Origin of the sequence: Curtobacterium sp. PhB78 (genome assembly GCF_003751685.1) — a bacterium.
Taxonomy (GTDB): domain Bacteria; phylum Actinomycetota; class Actinomycetes; order Actinomycetales; family Microbacteriaceae; genus Curtobacterium.
On the sequence record NZ_RKIA01000005.1, the window covers coordinates 126,758 to 144,849 of the forward strand.

The 18,092-nt window shown below is 73.0% G+C and carries 14 protein-coding genes and 1 tRNA gene; 2 read left to right on the plus strand and 13 right to left on the minus strand.

What is annotated here, in order from left to right:
* Positions 1-160: 160 nt before the first annotated feature.
* Both EDF53_RS12840 and EDF53_RS12845 read left to right on the plus strand, forming a co-directional pair.
* Positions 161-838, plus strand: coding sequence for a response regulator transcription factor (locus EDF53_RS12840; protein WP_111084549.1), 678 nt, complete (start codon positions 161-163; stop codon positions 836-838).
* On the plus strand, positions 835-2,346 hold the full coding sequence (locus EDF53_RS12845; protein ID WP_123293948.1) for a HAMP domain-containing sensor histidine kinase: 1,512 nt from the start codon (positions 835-837) through the stop codon (positions 2,344-2,346). The genes EDF53_RS12840 and EDF53_RS12845 overlap by 4 nt, the downstream gene beginning before the upstream one ends.
* A 50-nt stretch (positions 2,347-2,396) precedes the next feature.
* Here the strand turns inward: EDF53_RS12845 and EDF53_RS12850 are convergent, their stop codons facing one another.
* The 13 genes from EDF53_RS12850 to obgE all read right to left on the minus strand — a co-directional run bounded on the left by EDF53_RS12850 (position 2,397) and on the right by obgE (position 18,072).
* Positions 2,397-5,822 carry an error-prone DNA polymerase gene (locus EDF53_RS12850; protein WP_123293949.1) on the minus strand — a complete coding sequence of 1,142 codons (3,426 nt, stop codon included), beginning with the start codon at positions 5,820-5,822 and terminating at the stop codon, positions 2,397-2,399.
* A 22-nt stretch (positions 5,823-5,844) separates the two neighbouring features.
* Positions 5,845-7,473, minus strand: coding sequence for a DNA polymerase Y family protein (locus EDF53_RS12855; RefSeq protein WP_123293950.1), 1,629 nt, complete (start codon positions 7,471-7,473; stop codon positions 5,845-5,847).
* Between the two features lie 34 nt (positions 7,474-7,507).
* On the minus strand, positions 7,508-8,392 hold the full coding sequence (locus EDF53_RS12860) for a hypothetical protein (RefSeq protein ID WP_123293951.1): 885 nt from the start codon (positions 8,390-8,392) through the stop codon (positions 7,508-7,510).
* Between the two features lie 36 nt (positions 8,393-8,428).
* Positions 8,429-9,988: an anthranilate synthase component I family protein gene (locus EDF53_RS12865; protein ID WP_123293952.1), complete on the minus strand. Its 1,560-nt coding sequence runs from the start codon at positions 9,986-9,988 to the stop codon at positions 8,429-8,431.
* A complete protein-coding gene (locus EDF53_RS12870) occupies positions 9,967-10,890 on the minus strand; it encodes an aldose 1-epimerase family protein (protein ID WP_123293953.1) in 924 nt (307 codons plus the stop codon). The genes EDF53_RS12865 and EDF53_RS12870 overlap by 22 nt, the downstream gene beginning before the upstream one ends.
* A gap of 78 nt (positions 10,891-10,968) precedes the next feature.
* Positions 10,969-11,044, minus strand: a tRNA-Ala gene (locus EDF53_RS12875).
* A 108-nt stretch (positions 11,045-11,152) separates the two neighbouring features.
* A complete protein-coding gene (gene rsfS / locus EDF53_RS12880) occupies positions 11,153-11,527 on the minus strand; it encodes a ribosome silencing factor (RefSeq protein WP_111084542.1) in 375 nt (124 codons plus the stop codon).
* Between the two features lie 131 nt (positions 11,528-11,658).
* A complete protein-coding gene (locus EDF53_RS12885) occupies positions 11,659-13,167 on the minus strand; it encodes a hypothetical protein (protein ID WP_123293954.1) in 1,509 nt (502 codons plus the stop codon).
* Positions 13,164-13,763: a nicotinate-nucleotide adenylyltransferase gene (gene nadD, locus EDF53_RS12890; RefSeq protein WP_111084540.1), complete on the minus strand. Its 600-nt coding sequence runs from the start codon at positions 13,761-13,763 to the stop codon at positions 13,164-13,166. Before nadD ends, EDF53_RS12885 begins: the two co-directional genes overlap by 4 nt.
* A 10-nt stretch (positions 13,764-13,773) precedes the next feature.
* Positions 13,774-13,974, minus strand: a complete 201-nt coding sequence (locus EDF53_RS12895; RefSeq protein ID WP_123293955.1) for a hypothetical protein — start codon at positions 13,972-13,974, stop codon at positions 13,774-13,776.
* 41 nt (positions 13,975-14,015) lie between these two features.
* On the minus strand, positions 14,016-15,281 hold the full coding sequence (locus EDF53_RS12900) for a glutamate-5-semialdehyde dehydrogenase (protein ID WP_123293956.1): 1,266 nt from the start codon (positions 15,279-15,281) through the stop codon (positions 14,016-14,018).
* Between the two features lie 378 nt (positions 15,282-15,659).
* Positions 15,660-16,478, minus strand: coding sequence for a glutamate 5-kinase (gene proB / locus EDF53_RS12905; RefSeq protein ID WP_216834657.1), 819 nt, complete (start codon positions 16,476-16,478; stop codon positions 15,660-15,662).
* Between the two features lie 7 nt (positions 16,479-16,485).
* On the minus strand, positions 16,486-18,072 hold the full coding sequence (gene obgE / locus EDF53_RS12910; RefSeq protein ID WP_123293957.1) for a GTPase ObgE: 1,587 nt from the start codon (positions 18,070-18,072) through the stop codon (positions 16,486-16,488).
* Positions 18,073-18,092 lie beyond the last annotated feature (20 nt).

An 18,092-nucleotide genomic window follows, 5' to 3' on the forward strand; every position in this document is an offset into this window, starting at 1 on the left:
AAGCAAGAAGTCCTCATGTCCCTAGAACGCGGGACAGACCGTTCTGCCCGGTGGCCTGGCAGCCACGGTACCCGCTCCTGTGACGAGATTCAGTGAGTTCGGCCCGGGCATCGACCCTCCGCGCCCGTTCGATGCCACGATGGGTCCGAGGAGGTCCACTATGCGGCTGTTGGTGGTCGAGGACGACGATGAGATGCGTGCCCTGATGGAGCGCGGTCTCGCTGCCGAGGGGTACCGCGTGACGGCGGTGGAGAACGGGGTCGAGGCGCTCATCGCCCTCGGCGAGCAGGCGTTCGACCTGGCCGTCGTGGACGTGATGATGCCCGGCATGTCCGGGTTCGAGCTCGCACGACGCATCCGCGAGCGCGAGGACCCCGTGCGGATCCTGCTCGTCACCGCGCGCGACGCCGTGGACGACCGCGTGTTCGGCCTCGACGCCGGCGCGGACGACTACCTCACCAAGCCGTTCGCGTTCGCCGAGCTCACCGCCCGGCTCCGCGCCCTCGGTCGCCGCGAGTCCGCCGGGGCACCCCGCACGATCGAGGTCGGCGACGTCTCGATCGACTCCGAGGCCCGTCGCATCTCGATCAAGGGCCAGCGCGTCGCCGTCAGCCCGACCGAGTTCGCGCTGCTCCGCCTGCTGGCTCGCTCCGCCGGCAGCGTGGTCGACCGGCCGAAGATCCTCGAAGAGGTCTGGGACGGCTCGCAGCACGTCGACCCGAACGTCGTCGAGCAGTACATCTCGTACCTCCGCAAGAAGCTCGTTGCCCACGAGGCCACCGTCGCGATCGCCACCGTGCGCGGCCGCGGGTACCGCCTGGATCTGCTCGGGGCGTGAGCGGGGCTTCCGCTCGCCCGGGGCCGGACCGCCCACGACGCGGTCTGGTCCGCCCCCTGCGCCTGCTGTCCCTGCGGGCACGGATCACGATCGGCTCGACGGCGATCGCCGCGGTCGTGATCGTGCTGCTCGTGCTGGTGATGCGGTTCCAGGTGGTCAGCGTCGTCGCGAGTGCGACCCGCACCCTGTTGGACGCCGACGCCGACCCGTACGTCGCCACGCTCGAGGTGGACAGCGATCCCGACCTGTCCCCGCCGGGCAACGCGCAGCTCGTCGCCGTGGTCTCACCGTCCGGCGACATCGTGCTCTCGACGATGCCCACCCGGGTGGAGAGCGCTCTCGGCAGCCTGACCTCCACTCCGGCCGGCACCTCGATCATCCGGGTGTCCGGGTCCGAGTACCGCGTGGTCGTCGAACACCCCGTGAACCAGGCCGGCCGGTGGACGGTCGTCGCCGCCCGGAACTCGCAGGCCGAGGCGATCGTGGTCGACGACCTCACCTCGACCCTGTCGCTCACCGGCGTCGCGATCCTGCTCGCCTTCGGCGTCGCTTCGTGGATCCTGGCGACCGCGGCACTCCGTCCCGTCAACCGGATGCGCCGAGAGGCCGAGCGGCTGTCCGTCGCGCCCGAACGGGCCGAGCTGCCCGTCGGCCCCGCGCAGGACGAACTCGCGTCCCTGGCCACGACCCTCAACGCCTTCCTCGCCCGCACGCGCCAGGCCACCGAGCGGGAACGGCAGATGGTGTCCGACGCCAGCCACGAGCTCCGCACACCGCTCGCCATCCTGACCACCCAGCTCGACCTGGCGTCGCTCGACGGTGACGACGCCGCCGCCCTGGCTGCCCACATCGAGCGCGCCAAGCACAGCGTCGCCCGGCTCTCCCGGTTGGCGAACGACCTGCTCGCGTTGTCGCGGATCGAGGAGTCCGAACGGCGGGAACAGGACGGCGACCAGCGCCCGGAGACCGCCTGGTCCGACCTCGGCGACGAGGTCATGGCGGCCGTCGACCGGGTCCGGCTCATCGCGTCGGCCAAGGACGTCACCGTCGACTTCGACCTCGAGGCCCCGGTGGCCGTCGGTGGCTCCGGGCCCGGCATCGGCGGTGGGACCCACGAACCCCGCTACCGGCTCGACACCGGTGGCATGGCGCAGCTCGTCACGAACATCGCGGGCAACGCGGTGTCGGCGCTCCCCCGCGGTGGCGGCATCTTCGTGTCCTGGCGCAGCACCGGTGGCGAAGGCGTCCTGCAGGTCACCGACGACGGCCCCGGTGTCCCCGAGTCGTTCATCCCGGTGGCGTTCGACCGGTTCACCCGACCGGACGAGGCCCGGAAGTCGCGCCCGAACCCCGATCCGGCCACCGGTGCGATCGCCCTGCCGGGTGGATCCGGGCTGGGGCTCGCGATCGTCCGTGCGGTGGCCGAGCGTGCCGGCGGGACGGCGTCGCTGCGGAACGTGCGCTCCGGCGGACTCGAGGTCACGGTGCGACTGCCCGAGGTCGAGTAGCCGCGCGCCTCCTCCGCGCCCGCCGCGCGCGGACCGCTGCCCGCGACCACTCACTGGAAGTCCCGCGACCGCGTGCGCACGGACAGCGACAGGTGCTCGATCCGGTCCGCCACCAGGTTGACCACGCCGTCGGGCGACCGCTCGAGGATGCCGCGGACGATCACCGCCGGGGATTCCCGGGCGACCCGGCGGTAGCGTCCCCACACCCCGACGCTGCAGATGACGTTGACCAGCCCGGTCTCGTCCTCGACGTTCATGAACGTGATCCCCGATGCCGTCGCCGGACGCTGCCGGTGCGTGACGATCCCGCCGATCTCGACCCGCCGCCCGGTCTCGGCCGTCGCGGTGTCCTGCACGCTGAGCACCCGGCGGGCGGCGAGCCGGTCGCGCACGTGCCGGACGGGGTGGTCGTCGGTCGTCATGCCCGTCGACCACATGTCGGCGATCAGGACGTCGCCGCTCGTCATCTGCCCGAACAGCGGCGGTTGGACGACGACCTGCGTGTCCGGCAGCTGGTCGGCGCGCTCCGCAGCGGCCTGCGCCGCCGACCACATCGCCCCGCGGCGGTCGATGTCGAACGGGGCGAAGGCGTCGGCGGCGGCGAGCGCCTCGAGCTGCGCCGTCGTCAGCCCCACCCGGCGGGCCAGGTCGGACATGTCGACGAAGGGGCCGTTCGCGTCACGCTCGGCGACGATCTTCTCGGCGCTCTTCCGGCTGAGCGAGGCGACCTCGGCGAGTCCGAGCCGGACCGCGAACGCGCCGTCGCGGCGGTGGCGTGCGGTGTCGTCGGGCAGTGCCTTGTCGAAGGGCAGCACCGGCGGCTGCTCCGTGTGCAGGCAGGCGTCGTCACCGCACGGGGGCACCACCTGGTCGTCGCCGAGCGGTTCGAGCGTGGCGTCGACACCCGAGCGGAGGATGTCCGGTCGGAGCACCTGGACGCCGTGCCGACGGGCGTCGGCGACCAGGGTCTGCGGTGAGTAGAACCCCATCGGCTGCGCCCGGAGCAGCGCGGCCAGGAACGCCCCCGGGTAGTGCAGGCGCATCCAGGCGCTCGCGTAGACGATCAGGGCGAAGCTGATCGAGTGGCTCTCCGCGAAGCCGAAGTTCGCGAACGCCTGGATCTTCGCGTAGATCGCGTCGGCGTCCTCGCCGTGGATGCCGTTGTCCGACATGCCCGCGTAGAGCTTGTCGCGCAGCCGGTCGATCTTCTCGTGGCCGCGCTTCGACCCCATCGCGCGCCGCAGCAGGTCGGCGTCGTCGCCCGAGCAGTTGCCGACCGCGATCGCCATCTGCATGAGCTGCTCCTGGAACAGCGGCACGCCGAGGGTGCGTTCGAGCACCGGTTCGAGCGACGGGTGGATGTACGTGATCGGTTCCTCGCCGGTCCGACGCCGGATGTAGGGGTGGACGGCACCGCCCTGGATCGGGCCGGGGCGGACGAGGGCGACCTCGATCACCAGGTCGTAGAACCGTCGTGGGAGCAGCCGGGGCAGGGTGCCCATCTGCGCGCGGGACTCCACCTGGAACACCCCGATGGTGTCGGCTCGGCAGAGCTGGTCGTAGACGCCCTGTTCCTCCTTCGGCATGGAGTGCATCTCCCAGCGTTCCCCGCAGTGCTCCGCCGCCAGGTCGAACGAGTACTGCAGCGCCGCGAGCATGCCGAGGCCGAGCATGTCGAACTTCACGAGCCCCATGAAGGCGCAGTCGTCCTTGTCCCACTGCAGCACCGTGCGGCCGTCCATCCGCGCGTGCTCGATCGGCACGACCTCGCCCACCGGCCGGTCGGTGAGCACCATGCCGCCCGAGTGGATGCCGAGGTGGCGTGGGAAGCCCAGGACGTCGCTCGCCAGCCCGACGACCGCCGGCGGGATGTCGTGGTCTTGGCTCTCGGTCACCGAGCCCCACCGTTCGACCTGCTTCGACCAGGCGTCCTGCTGCCCCGGGCTGTGGCCGAGGGCCTTCGCCATGTCGCGGACGGCACCCTTCGGGCGGTACGTGATGACGTTCGCGACCTGGGCGGCGTTGTACCGGCCGTACTTCTCGTAGACGTACTGGATCACCTCTTCGCGGCGGTCCGAGTCGAAGTCGACGTCGATGTCGGGCTCTTCGTCGCGCATCGCCGACAGGAACCGCTCGAACGGCAGGCCGTAGCGGATCGAGTCCACCGCGGTGATCTCGAGCAGGTAGCAGACCGCGGAGTTCGCGGCGGAACCCCGCCCCTGGCAGAGGATCCCCCGGCCGCGGGCGTACTGCACCATGTCGCGCACGATCAGGAAGTAGCCGGGGAAGTTCTTGTCCTCGATCACCGCGAGCTCGCGTTCGATGCGCTCGCGCTTCTGCGGGTCCACGCCGTCGGCGCTGCCGGGGTAGAGCCGACGTGCACCCGTCCAGGTGAGCTCCCGCAACCAGGACATCGCGGTGTGGCCGTCCGGCACGTCGAGGTCGGGCAGTCCGGGCTTGACCGTGCGCAGCCGGAACCCGAGTTCGTCGGCCAGCGTGACGGTGTTCTCGATCGCCCCCGGGTACCGCCCGAACCGCCGGGTCATCTCGGCGCCGGAGCGCAGGTGCGCGGTGTCGGCGGCCGGCAGCCACCCGTCGATCTCGTCGAGGCTGCGCCGGGCCCGGACCGCGGCCAGCGCCGTCGCCACCGGGAACCGGTCCGGGGTGGCGTAGTGGACGTTGCCGGTCGCGACCAGGGGCAGCGTGTACCGCTCGGCGAGGGTCGCCAGAGCGTCGTTCCGCGCGCTGTCGAGCGGGTCGCCGTGGTCGAGGAGTTCCACCACGACGTTGCCGCTGCCGAAGCGGTCGAGCAGCATGCGCAGCGCGGTCTCCGCCGCGGACTCCCCGCCCTGCTCGAGCGCCTGTCGGACGGTGCCCTTCCGGCACCCGGTGAGCACCCGCCAGTGCCCGTCGGCCCGCCCCGCGAGCTCGTCGAGGTCGTAGCGTGGGCTGCCCTTCTCGGACCCGGCCGCGAGGTGCGCACTCGTCACCGCGCCCGCGAGCCGGTGGTAGCCGTCCTGCCCGTCGGCGAGCAGGAGCAGGTGGGAGCCCTGCGGATCGGGGACGCCGTTCTGCGGCTCGGTCAGGCCCAGCGAGAGCTCGGTGCCGTAGACGGTGCCGACCTGCGGGTACGCCTCGGCGACCTCGGCCATCCGGGCGGCACCGTAGAAGCCGTCGTGGTCGGTGAGGGCGAGGGCGTGCAGGCGCAGCCGTGCGGCTTCCTCGAACAGCTGCTCGGGCTGGCTGGCGCCGTCGAGGAAGCTGAAGGCCGAGTGCGCGTGCAGCTCGGCGTACGGCACGACCGGAGGGCCGTCGTCCGCAACCGCCGGCTGGTCCGTGGGCACGTACGGCTCGCGCTTGCGCGACCACGCCGGGCTGTCCCCGCCGTCGCCGGCCTTCGCCGTCCCCGGACTGCGCTTGTCCGACAGGGCGCGCTCGAACTGCGACCACGGCACGGGTGGGTTGCTGTAGCCCATCAGGTCCTGCTCCTGGATCGGTTCACGTGGCGATCGCCTCCGCCCACCACCGGTGGTCCGCCAGCACCAGGTACCAGGCACGGCCCTCGGCGTCGACGAGCTGCAGTCGGTGCAGTCGTCGGCCGCCGGACTCCCACCACCGCACGACGAGCGGCCAGGGGCCCGCCCAGGCCGTGACGGGTGCGAACCCGCCGCCCCGGTCCCCCTCGGCGCGGAAGCGTTCGGGTGCGCCGGACAGCACGCCGCGGTCGTCGACGTCGACGCTCGCGCCGTCGCCGGAGACCACGTCGACCGGGCGGGGACGCTCGAGGACGGTGGCGGGCGGCGGGCCGGGCAGCTTGCCGGGCCAGGGGCGGTCGCGCACGGTGGCCAGGGCCCGCTCGCCGCCGGGTGGGGCGTCGCCCCACGGCACGAGCACCACCCGCTCGGACAGGGTCCGGCCACCACCGACCCGCGGGCTCACCACCCCGTCGTGCCCGACCATGCCCTGGATCCGGGCCAGCCCGTGGTGCACGCGCTCGTCCGGTCCGGAGCCCCAGAGTCCGCGTTCGTGGTTCGCCATGTCGTCGACGGCGACCGGCTCGAGCACGACCGAGGTGACGGGGGCCTCGAGCCCGGTCGGGTCGACCCCGCCGGCGAGCTGCCACCGCACCCGGTCGACGACGTCGGCGGCGTCGAACCACCGGGGGTGCGCCCACGTGCGTTCGAGCAGGATGTCCCGCTCGTCGACGATCCCCACCCGGATGGTCGTCGCGACCAGCCCCGCGGCGCGGAGGCGTGCGGCGAAGTCGTCGGCGGAGCGCCGGAACGCGAACGCGATCTGGTCGGCACGGTCGAGCGGGGGCTCGAAGGCGGCCTCGATCCGGAGCTCGGGCGGGATCGCGCGTGCCGAGATCTCCCGCGGGTCGCGTCCGCTGGCCAGCCGGTGCAGGAACGCCCCGGCGACCCCGAACCGGTCGCGGACCTGCTCGTCACTGAGCGACGCGAAATCGCCCAGCGTGGTGATGCCGAGCCGGTCGAGCACCGTCGCGAGCTCGGGGTCGCCGAGCACACCGAGGGGCAGGGCCGCCAGGAAGTCCGACGAGCCGGAGACCGGCACGATCCGTACCCGTTCGCCGGGACGCACCGGCCGGGCCCGTGCCGCCTGCTCCGCCGCGAACGGGGTGTCCGCCACACCGGCCCGCACCGCCGGGGCACCGTGGTCGGCCGCGATCCCCGCCAGGGTCGCCGCGGCCGCCCGCTCGCCGCCGTAGTACCGCGCCGGTCCCCGGGCACGCAGGGCGAGGGTGCCGGGCCGCAGTACCTCGACCCCGGGGACGGCGGCCTCGACCGCGCGGATGACGGGTTCGAACGCGCGGTGGTCGAGGGCGTCGTCGTAGGGGTGCACGACGAGCTCCGGACAGCGCGCCTGTGCCTCGCGCACCCTGAGGCCCCGGACGACGCCGTGCTGCCGTGCGGACGCGGAGCTCGCGAACACCAGGCCCTTCGCGACCACGGCGAAGGGCTGCTCCGGCGGTGCCCCGGCCGCGCGGGCCGCCGCGATCACCGGCCAGTCCGGACACCAGAGCACGATGGTGCGGGTCGGCGGTGGCTCGGGCAGCGCCCCGCCGCGGGCGATCGCGTCGGCACGGACACGCCCCGGCGCGATCACGACGCCACCGCCACGGGCCGCAGCACCCCGGCGATCACGACGCCACCGCCACGGGCCGCAGCACCCGGGTGTCGCCGGACCCCACCGACGGCACGGGGGTCGCCGTCCGGACCGTGCCGTCGGCCGCGGGCAGGAGCAGTTCGGCGCTGGTGGGGCGCACCGCACCCGCACGACCGGTCGCCGTCACGGTGGCGCGACGCTCGGTCAGGTGCCCGTGGCCCTGACCGATGCCGCTCCACACCGACGACGTGATCCGCAGCGTGACGTCCGCGCCCGGCCAGGACCCGAGCGCGACGAGGGCCCCGCCGCGTTGCCGGAGCCGAGCCGACAGGCGGGCGACGTCTCCAGGTACCACCCGGCCGAGCGGTCGGGTGAGGACGATCTGGGCGACGTCCGCCATCGCCGCGGTCACCGCGAGCCACTGGTCGCCCGGATCGGGGACGAGCACGAGCCGCTCGAGGTCGATCCCCGCGGCGGCCGCGGCCTCGATCCCGAAGGACGGCACCCCGACGACCGCGCACCACGCACCGGACGCCGAGGCCGCCTGCAGCATGGTGATCGCGAGCAGCACCGACTCGGGGACGGCGTAGGTGCCACCGACCCGGATCGCTCCGCCGGGCAGCAGGGGTTCGAGAGCGGAGGCGGTCGGGAGCCCAGCGGTGTCGACACGGGTGGACTCCATGTCGGTGACCCGGGACCGCAGGGACGTGATGCGGTCGAGCGCCGCCCGGGCGTCACCGAGGTGGTCCGCAGCGCCCGCGCCGCCCCCACGGGCAGCACCCGCGCGCGCAGCACCCGAACCCCCACGCACAGCACCGCCCCGCCCGACCCGGTCCGGGCCGGGCGACCGGAGTGCCGCCGCCGTCTGCATGCCCTCATATTCGAACATGTGTTCGATGATGTCAATCGCGTCCGACATCCGTGGACAATCGGGTCGAACGCGTGTTCGGTCAGCTCACCACGTCGCCACCGCACCGACCGCGCCGAGCACGGACCGCGTCTTCGTCACGACCTCGTCCGCCTCGTCCGACGCCACCGACGACCACGTCACCGCTCCCCCGGCCCCGAGCGTCCGCGACCGGACCTCGACCGGACCCACCCCGCCGCCCGAGGCGTCCACCACCGTCACCAGTGTCCGGATGACCACCGACAGGTCGACCGCCCCGCTCGCCGAGAAGTACCCGATCGTCCCCGAGTACACCCCGCGCGGCGCGCCCTCGAGCCGGTCGGCGATCGCCATCGCGCTGATCTTCGGCGCGCCGGTCATCGACCCGGGTGGGAACGCCGCCCGCACCACGTCCGCCGGCGACGTCCCCGACGGCAGCACGGCACCGATCGTCGACACCATCTGGTGCACGCTCGCGTAGGTCTCGACCGCGCACAGCCGTTCGACGTGCACCGACCCGGGGATCGCCGTCCGCAGCAGGTCGTTCCGCAGCAGGTCCACGATCATCACGTTCTCGGCACGGTCCTTGGCGCTCGCCGCGAGTTCGTCCCGCACGGCCGCGTCGGCAGCAGCGTCGGCGAGTCGTCGCCGTGTGCCCTTGATCGGTTCCGCCAGCACGGTGCGGTCCGCGGCGATCCGCAGGAACCGCTCCGGCGACCGGCTCGCCACGCGCAGCGGGCCGAGCCGCAGGTACGCACCGAACGGGACGGGGTCCGACGCCCGCATCCGCAAGTAGTCGGACAGGTGCGGGTCGGACAGGTGCGGGTCCGTGCCGGGGCCGACCCGGGCCTCCCGGCCCCCGCCCGGCACGGAGAAGGAGGTGGTGAGACAGACCTGGAACGCGTTGCCCTCGCGGATCTCGGCGCGGCACGCGTCGACGGCGCGTTCGTGGTCGGCTCGCGACGTGCGTCCGGCCGCTGACGACACCCCGGCCGGGAGGCCCGTGGCCGCGTCCGCCACGTCGGCCGGCGACGGCGACCCGGTCACCGTCTCGAGCCACGCCCGGTTCTGCGCGCTGGCCGCCGGTTCCGCGTCGGCGACGAGCGTCAGCGCCCAGGCGCCACCGGTGTGGTCGACGACCACGGCGCGGTCCACGAACCGCAGGTCGGCGTCGGCGTGGCCGTCGGCGGTGCGGTCCGGGCCGCCGGACTCGCGACCGAGCTCGTACCCGAGGAACCCGACCCAGCCGAGTGCGAAGCCGCAACCGGCGATCGGCTCGGGTAGCTGCGGCGTCCGCGCGAGGAGGTCGGCCAGCACGGTGAAGGCCGGACGGTCGTCGGAGGACGACGAGCCGAACCAGCCGGCAGCGGGCGCGGCGACCTCGACGGACGCCTGCCGGTCCTGGTGGCGGAACCGGGCACGGAACGGCCCGTCCGCCCACGTCAGCACCGACCATCGCGCCCGTGGTCGAGCGGCGTCGGGTGCGCCGTCCGGCAGCGCGGAGTCGAGCCACACCAAGTCGCCCTCGACCGCGGCGGCCAGCGCGCCGAGGTCGGGGACCGGATCGAGCCGGCGGACCTCGATGCGGGCGCCGGCCGACGGACCGGTCAGATCGCGGAGATCGTCCATGCGGCGGCGTGGGACGCACCGGGGGCGAGCACCACGAGACCGCGGTCGACACCGTCGTTGAAGGCGTCCGGGGCGCACGTCATCGGCTCGATCGCCAGGCCGGCGCGGTGGTACTCGGGGACCACGTGGTCGGCCGTGTGCACCTGCACCCACGGGCACTCCGGACCGAAGGTCGCGCGGACACCCCGGCCGTCCGCTGCGGTCAGGGCGATGGTCGCGACCCCGTCGGCGTCGCGGTCGAAGCCGGTGAAGGCGTGGTCGATGAACCGGTCGCCGATGCGTGTGGCGGTGCGCAGGTCGAACTCGTCGTGCACGGGGACCAGGTCGGTCGGGATCAGCCGGTCCGGCGTGACCTCGAGCACCTCGGCCGCGGGCAGGGTGAGGGTCCAGTCGTCGACCGTGCCGGCGCCGGCGACCAGGTACGGGTGCGGGCCGGTCCCCCACGGGGCGTCGTCCGCGCCGGAGTTCGTGCCGGTGATCGTCGTGTGCAGCCCGGCGTCGTCCAGCCGGTACTCGACCAGGACCTCGACGCGGTACGGGTAGCCAGCCTGGGCCTGCACGGTGGTGGCGAGCACCACGCGGTCGGGCTCCTGCGCCTCGACCCGGAAGTCGGTCCAGGCGACCAGTCCGTGCAGGGCGTGGTGCCGTGCCGGTTCGGTGAGCGCGAGCTCGTGGTCGACACCGCCGAACGAGTACTCGCCGTCGACGACGCGGTTCGGCCACGGAGCGAGGACGGCACCGCGGAACGCCGGTCGGACCTCGTCCGCGGCGAACGGCACGATCAGGTCGCGACCCTCGTGCCGCAGGGTCCGCAGCGTCGCACCGACCGTGGCGATGTCGGCCGTGTACCCGGCGGCGGAGATCGTCAGCGGGGTTCCGGACAGCGGCGCATCGTTGCTCATGCGCTCAGCGTATCGGGCACGTGCGGCCACCCGCACCACGAAGAAACCCCCGCCGTTCCGGGGAACGACGGGGGTTGTTGGTGGATCTGAGGGGACTCGAACCCCTGACCCCCTGCATGCCATGCAGGTGCGCTACCAGCTGCGCCACAGACCCAGATTGTGTTGCTTCCGTGCCGACCGGTTCCCCGGAGGCACCATAGAAGCGTACACCATGCGAACGCCGGGCAACGAAATCGAAGCCGTCACCCGGGCGCGTCGCTGATCAGGCGGTGTGGTCCACCGGGAGCTCGAGCGGGATGGTCGGGCAGTCTGCCCAGAGCCGCTCGAGCGAGTAGTACTGACGGTCCTCGTCGTGGAAGACGTGCACCACGATGTCGCCGACGTCGATGAGGACCCAGCGGCCCTCGCTCCGGCCTTCGCGGCGGAGGGTCTTGGCGCCGAGCTCGAGGAGGCGCTCCTCGACCGCATCGGCGATGGACTGCACGTTGCGCTCGTTCCGACCGGTTGCGAGCAGGAACACGTCCGTGAGCTGCAACGGCCCGGTCACATCGAGCGCGACGAGGTCCTCGGCCTGCTTGGCGTCCGCCGCGAGAGCGGCGGCCTGCACGAGTTCCAGTGCGCGAGTGGAGGCGGTCACGGATTCCTTCCGGTCGTCGACCCGGCAGGGAGCCGGATCGCTTGATGGGTCACGATCATAAGCCACCCCGCCGACGCACGGCCAGGCCGCGGCCGACGCGGGTGTCGGGATCGGTGGTTCGGGTCGGGGCGTCAGCCGCCGAAGGTGTGGGTCGTGACGAGCGCGACGATGATGACCGCGGCAGCGGCGACACCGACGGCGCCGACCGTGACGCCGAGGATGAGCGGCGTGCGCGACTCCTTCGGCTTCGCGGCGGCGAGGACGACCTGGCGGGTCGAGGTGTGGCTGGACACCGCGCGGCTGGCGCGCACCGGGCTGGCGTCGGTCTCCGGCTGCTCGTCGTGCTGCTCGAGCAGGCGGTCGACCTCGGCGCCGTCGATCGGCCGGTGCGACCCCGTCGAGGACAACGACGCGGGCAGGTCGATGGACCCGGTGAGGATCACCTCGCCCGTCGCGTTCAGTGCTCCGGTCGGGTCGGCCAGGGCCGAGTTCGGCAGGATGATCGCGTTGGTGTCGGTGACCGCGATCCGGCGGGTGCCGGTCGAGTCGTCGTGCACCTCGGCGTCGTTCGAGCCGTGCGCCTGCTGCGACCAGTGCCCGACCGGTGGCTCGAAGGCCGTCGTCATCGGCTTCGGCTCGGCCGGCCGCTGGAAGGACGCGGGGACCTTCGGGGGCTCGGTCCGTGCGGGCTCCGGGATCGGGACCTCGTTGGTGTCGTCGTCCTCGGGGTCGAGGGACAGCGGGAACACCGCCGGGGTCGACGGCGCGCCGTCCGGGATCCCCGGGAGCGGCGTGGCCGAGGGGTGCTCGGGTGCGGCGACGTCGGCCGGGGCGTCCGCGTCGGCCGGCGTCTCGTCGGCCGGCGTCTCGTCGGTGCCCGTCTGGTCGGCGCCCGTCTGGTCGGCGCCCGTCTGGTCGCTGGACGTCCCTGCGGGAGCCTCGTCCGCGGCCCCGGCTTCGGGCTGTGCGTCGGAAGCGTCGTCGGCGGGCGGCGACCACGTCGACCGGTGGCGCCGGGGCTCCTCGGCGTGCGCAGCGGCTTCGTCGAGCGGCTCGAGGGCGTCGGGCGACCCGTCCGCCTCGGTGGCCTGGGCGACCGCAGCCTCGTCGAGCACCGTGGGGGTCTCGGAACCGGACGGCTCGTCCGTGTCGCGCGGCGCCGAGGTCGGCTCGATGGTGTCGACCGAGCCGAGGACGTCCTCGACGGTGCGGTCGGAGGACTGCGGCGTGGGGTTCTGCAGCGGGACCGGCAGGACCGCCTGGTTCTCGGCGGCGCGCTGCTGGCGGATCTGGCGGCGGGTCAGACCACCGCTGCCGGGCACGATCTCGGTCGCCGAGGCAGGCGGGAACGGCGACACCCCGGCCGCGGGGACGGAGGTCACCGGCACGGAGGGCGCCGAGGCCGGCGTGCCCGTCGGTGCCGACGTGCCCGTCGCGGCGGACGCCGGAGCGGAGGACTGGGCCGGACCGCCGGGAGCGGGTGCCACGTGCGAACCGGGCCGAGGACGGGGTTCCGTCGACTCGGCGGGTGCGGCGACGGTCGGCGGCGGCGTCGCGGGCTGCGAACCGGCTGCTGCGGCACGCTCCCGCTCGCGCGCCTGGCGCCGCGACAGGGGCGGCTGCGCGTCGGACGAACTCATGCAACGCTCCGATACAGGTGGTGCTTGGAGATGTACTGGACGACCCCGTCGGGGACCAGGTACCAGACGGGGGAACCACGTCTCACCCGGTCGCGGCAGTCGGTCGACGAGATGGCCAGTGCGGGGACTTCGAGCAAGCTTACGTCTCGCTCGGGGAGTCCGCTGATGCTCAGGTCGTGTCCCGGACGCGTCACGGCGACGAAGTGCGCGAGGTCCCAGAGACCATCATGGTCTTTCCAGTCGACAATCTGCTGAACGGCGTCTGCGCCCGAGATGAAGACGAGCTGCGCGTCGGGCCGCTGTTCGTGCAGGTCGCGGAGCGTGTCGACCGTGTACGTCGGGCCGGGGCGGTCGATGTCGACGCGGCTCACCGTGAACATCGGGTTCGACGCGGTCGCGATGACCGTCATCAGGTAGCGGTGCTCGGCATCCGTGACGCCGGACTTCATGTACGGCTGACCGGTGGGGACGAACACGACCTCGTCCAGGTCGAACGCCCGAGCGACCTCGGACGCCGCGACGAGGTGACCGTGGTGGATGGGGTCGAACGTGCCGCCCATCACCCCGATGCGCGGTCGTCCGGTGCTCTCGAGCATCGGGTGCAGATCAGCTCTTGGTGTGACCGAACTCGTCGACACCCGTCTCGTGGTGGCGGGTGGCCTCGAACTTCTGCGAGTGGCGGTAGGCCACGTCGCGGAAGCTCCAGGTGACGAAGCCCAGGAAGATGAAGAACAGCGCGCCGACGAGCGGGAACACGAACGCCGGGGCCCCGGAGGCGTGCTCCGCAGCTTCTGCGAGGAAGGTCATCGTTCGGTGCTCCGTTCGGTCGGGGAAAGACGCCGTTCAGTCTAGCCGCGGATCTGGCCGTTCCCGCGCACGATCCACTTGGTGCTCGTGAGCTCCGGCAGCCCCATCGGGCCACGCGCGTGCAGCTTCTGCGTCGAGATGCCCACCTCGGCGCCGAAGCCGAACTCCCCGCCGTCGGTGAAGCGCGTCGACGCGTTCACCATCACGACCGCCGAGTCGACCGTCGCCAGGAACCGCTCGGCCGTGTCGACGTCGTTCGTGACGATCGACTCGGTGTGGTGGGTGGACCAGCGCGCGATGTGCGCCATCGCGGCGTCGACGTCCGGCACGACGCGGATCGACAAGTCGAGGTCCATCGACTCGGTCGCCCAGTCCTCGTCGGTGGCGCGCAGCACGCCTGGCACGATCGCCCGCGTGGCGTCGTCGCCGCGCAGCGTGACACCGGAGGCACGGAGCCGGTCCGCGAGCACGGGCAGCAGCCGCTCGGCCGCCTGCTCGTGCACCAGGAGGGTCTCGAGGGCGTTGCAGACGCTCGGCCGCTGCACCTTGCTGTTCAGGACGATGTCGACGGCGCGCTGCTCGGGGGCCGACGCGTCGAGGAACACGTGCACCACGCCGGCACCGGTCTCGATCACGGGGACCTGCGACTCGGTGACGACGGTCTGGATGAGCGAGGCGCTGCCGCGTGGGATGAGCACGTCGACCAGGCCGCGGGCGCGCATGAGCTCGGTGGCTCCGGCACGGCCGAACTCGTCGATGGTCTGCACGAGCTCGCGCGGCAGGCCGACCGACTCGACGGCGTCCTGGATGCGCGCCACGAGCACGGCGTTCGTCCGCTGGGCCGCCGAACCCCCGCGGAGCACGACCGCGTTGCCGGACTTCAGCGCGAGCGAGGCGATGTCGACCGTGACGTTCGGTCGTGCCTCGTAGATGGCGCCGACGACCCCGAACGGCACCCGCACCTGGGTGAGCTGCAGGCCGTTCGGCAGCGACGAGCCCCGCAGGTGCTCCCCCACCGGGTCTTGCAGGCCGACGACGTCCTCGACCGCGGTGGCCAGCGCCTCGACGCGTGCGGGGTCGAGTCGGAGGCGGTCGACGAGGCCGGAGGACAGGCCGCTCTCCTCGCCCGCGACCAGGTCACCGTGGTTCGCGGCGACGATCTCGTCGGTGGCGGCGCGGACCCCGGCGGCGATCGCCACCAGGGCGGCGTCCTTGACCGCCGTCGTCGCGGTCGCCAGCGCCGACGAGGCGGTGCGGGCAGCCACGAGCGTGTCGGTCAGGGTCGGGGCGGGCGCGATCGACGACATGGACCGATTCTAGGTCCGCTCGTCGGCCCGTGACGGGCCTGACGGCGTCTCGCCGGCCGACCGGTCACGACACGTTGCACCACGACCGCCGAGCGGTCGCGCCGCGTCGCTCCGCGCCGCCCCCGTCGACCGGTCCCGACCGTTCGACGCGGTCCGTCGGTGCGTCGTGACCGCCTGGAGGCCCGGCACCGGTCCCCGGGACCCGTGCCGGGCCTCCAGGCGGTCGCGTTCACCACGCCGACCGGTCACGGCACGTCGTCCTGCGCCACGCGAGCGGTCGCAGACCGTCGCTCCGCGACGCCCGCGCCGACGGTCCCTGACCGGTCGGCGCCGTCCCAGCGGCGAGTCGTGACCGCTCCGAGCGCGGTCCGACCCGTGTCAGGGACGCGGCGCGGCGTGGAACCAGGTGCCGACGTGCTCGCCCGACAGGGCGCGGTCGACGAGGGCCGTGGCGGTCACCAGGACCGACGTACCCGACTCGGCCGCGAGCCGCGCAGCCGCGACCTTGGTGCCTGCTCCCCCGGTCCCCACGCCGGACTTGCCGACGGAGCCGAAGGTGACGCCGGCGAGCTCGTCGCCGAACGGTACCTCGTCGATGCGCTCGGCGCCGGGCTGCTCCGGCGGCTTCGTGTACAGGGCCTCGACGTCGGACAGCAGCACCAGGGCGTCGGCACCGAGCAACCGAGCCACCAGGGCGGCGAGCCGGTCGTTGTCGCCGAAGCGGATCTCGTGCGTGGCGACCGTGTCGTTCTCGTTCACGATCGGCAGCACCCGCAGGGCGAGCAGCCGGTCGATGGCGCGCTGCGCGTTGACCCGGTGCGTGGGGTTCTGCAGGTCGCCAGCGGTCAGCAGGATCTGCGCCGCGACGACCCGGTGCCGGTCGAGTTCCTTCTGGTACCGGAACATCAGGACGTTCTGGCCGGTGGCCGCGGCGGCCTGCTGCGTGGCGAGGTCGTCGGGACGGCCTTCGAGCCCGAGGAACGGGAACCCGGTCGCGATCGCACCGGACGACACGAGCACGACCTCGGTGCCACGGCCGTAGGCGCTGGCCAGGGCGTCCACCAGCGGACCGATCTGGCCGGCGGCGTCACCGCTGACCGAGGACGAGCCGACCTTGACCACGATCCGCCGCGCACGCGGGATGTCCTCTCGCCGGGTGACGGGTCCGAGGTCGGTGCGGGCGGTCGTGTCGGTCATGCCGCGGTCAGTCCTTCTGGTCGCTGGTCTCGAAGTCGCCGGTCTCGACGCCGGTCTCGGGGTCTCCGGTCTCGAGGTCGTCGCTGGTGACGACCTCGTCGTTCACCCAGAGGCCGGACACACGCTCCTGCTCGAGCTCGGCACGGGCGGCCGCCTTGGCGTCCATCCGCTCGAAGTACTCCTCGCGACGCTCGTTGCGGGTCGGACGCGAGGTCGCACCGATGCGGGCGTCGGTCCCGCGCGCGCTCGTGATGAGCTCCGCGGTGGACGTGAGCGTCGGCTCCCAGTCGAAGACCATGCCGCCGTCGCCACCGATCACGACGGTCGAACCGGCGACCGCGCCGGCCTTGAACAAGCCGTCCTCGACGCCGAGCTTCGCGAGCCGATCGGCCAGGAAGCCGATCGCCTCTTCGTTGGTGAAGTCGGTCTGCTGGATCCAGCGCTCCGGCTTCGCGCCGCGGACGCGGAAGAAGCGGTGCTCCTCACCGCCCTCGGCACGGACCGTGAAGCCCTGGTCGTTGACGGCACGGGGGCGGATGACGATGCGCTCGACGACGGGCTCGGCCGCACGCTTGGCACGACCCTGCTCGACGACCTCGGCCAACGCGAAGGTCAGCTCACGCAGACCCTTGTGCGACGCCGTGGAGATCGGGAACACGCGGTAGCCGCGGCCCTCGAGCTCGGCGGTGACGAACTCGGCGAGCTCGGCGGCATCCGGTACGTCGATCTTGTTGAGCGCGATGAGCTGCGGACGCTCGAGCAGCGGCACCTGACCCTCGGGGACCGGGTAGCGCTCGAGCTCGCCGAGGATGACGTCGAGGTCGCTGATCGGGTCGCGGCCCGGGTCCATCGTCGCGCAGTCGATGACGTGCAGCAGGGCTTCGCAGCGCTCGACGTGCCGCAGGAACTCGAGGCCGAGGCCCTTGCCCTCGGACGCGCCCTCGATCAGCCCGGGGACGTCCGCGACCGTGAAGCGGCTCTCGCCCGACTCGACGACGCCGAGGTTCGGGGTGAGCGTGGTGAAGGGGTAGTCGGCGATCTTCGGCTTCGCGGCCGAGATCGCGGCGATGAGCGAGGACTTGCCGGCGCTCGGGAACCCGACGAGGGCGACGTCGGCGATGGTCTTCAGCTCGAGGCTGATGTCACCCGCCCAGCCCTCGGTGCCGAGGAGCGCGAAGCCGGGGGCCTTGCGCTTGGTGGTGGAGAGCGCCGCATTGCCGAGGCCGCCCTGTCCACCGGGGGCCACGACGACGCGCATGCCGGGCTCGGTCAGGTCGGCGATGACCTCGCCGGCCTCGTCGTACACGACGGTGCCGATCGGGAGCGGGAGCTCCTGGACCTCGCCGCTGACGCCGCTGCGGTGGTCGCCCATGCCCGGCTGCCCGTTCTTGGACGAACGGTGCGGGGAGCGGTGGTAGCCGAGCAACGTGGTGACCTGCGGATCGGCCACGAGCACGATGTCACCGCCGTCACCGCCGTTGCCGCCGTCGGGCCCGGCGAGGGGCTTGAACTTCTCACGGCGGACCGAGACGCAACCGTTGCCGCCCTTCCCCGCGCTGAGGTGCAGGGTCACGCGGTCGACGAAGGTCGCCATGGTTCCACTCCTGGAAGATC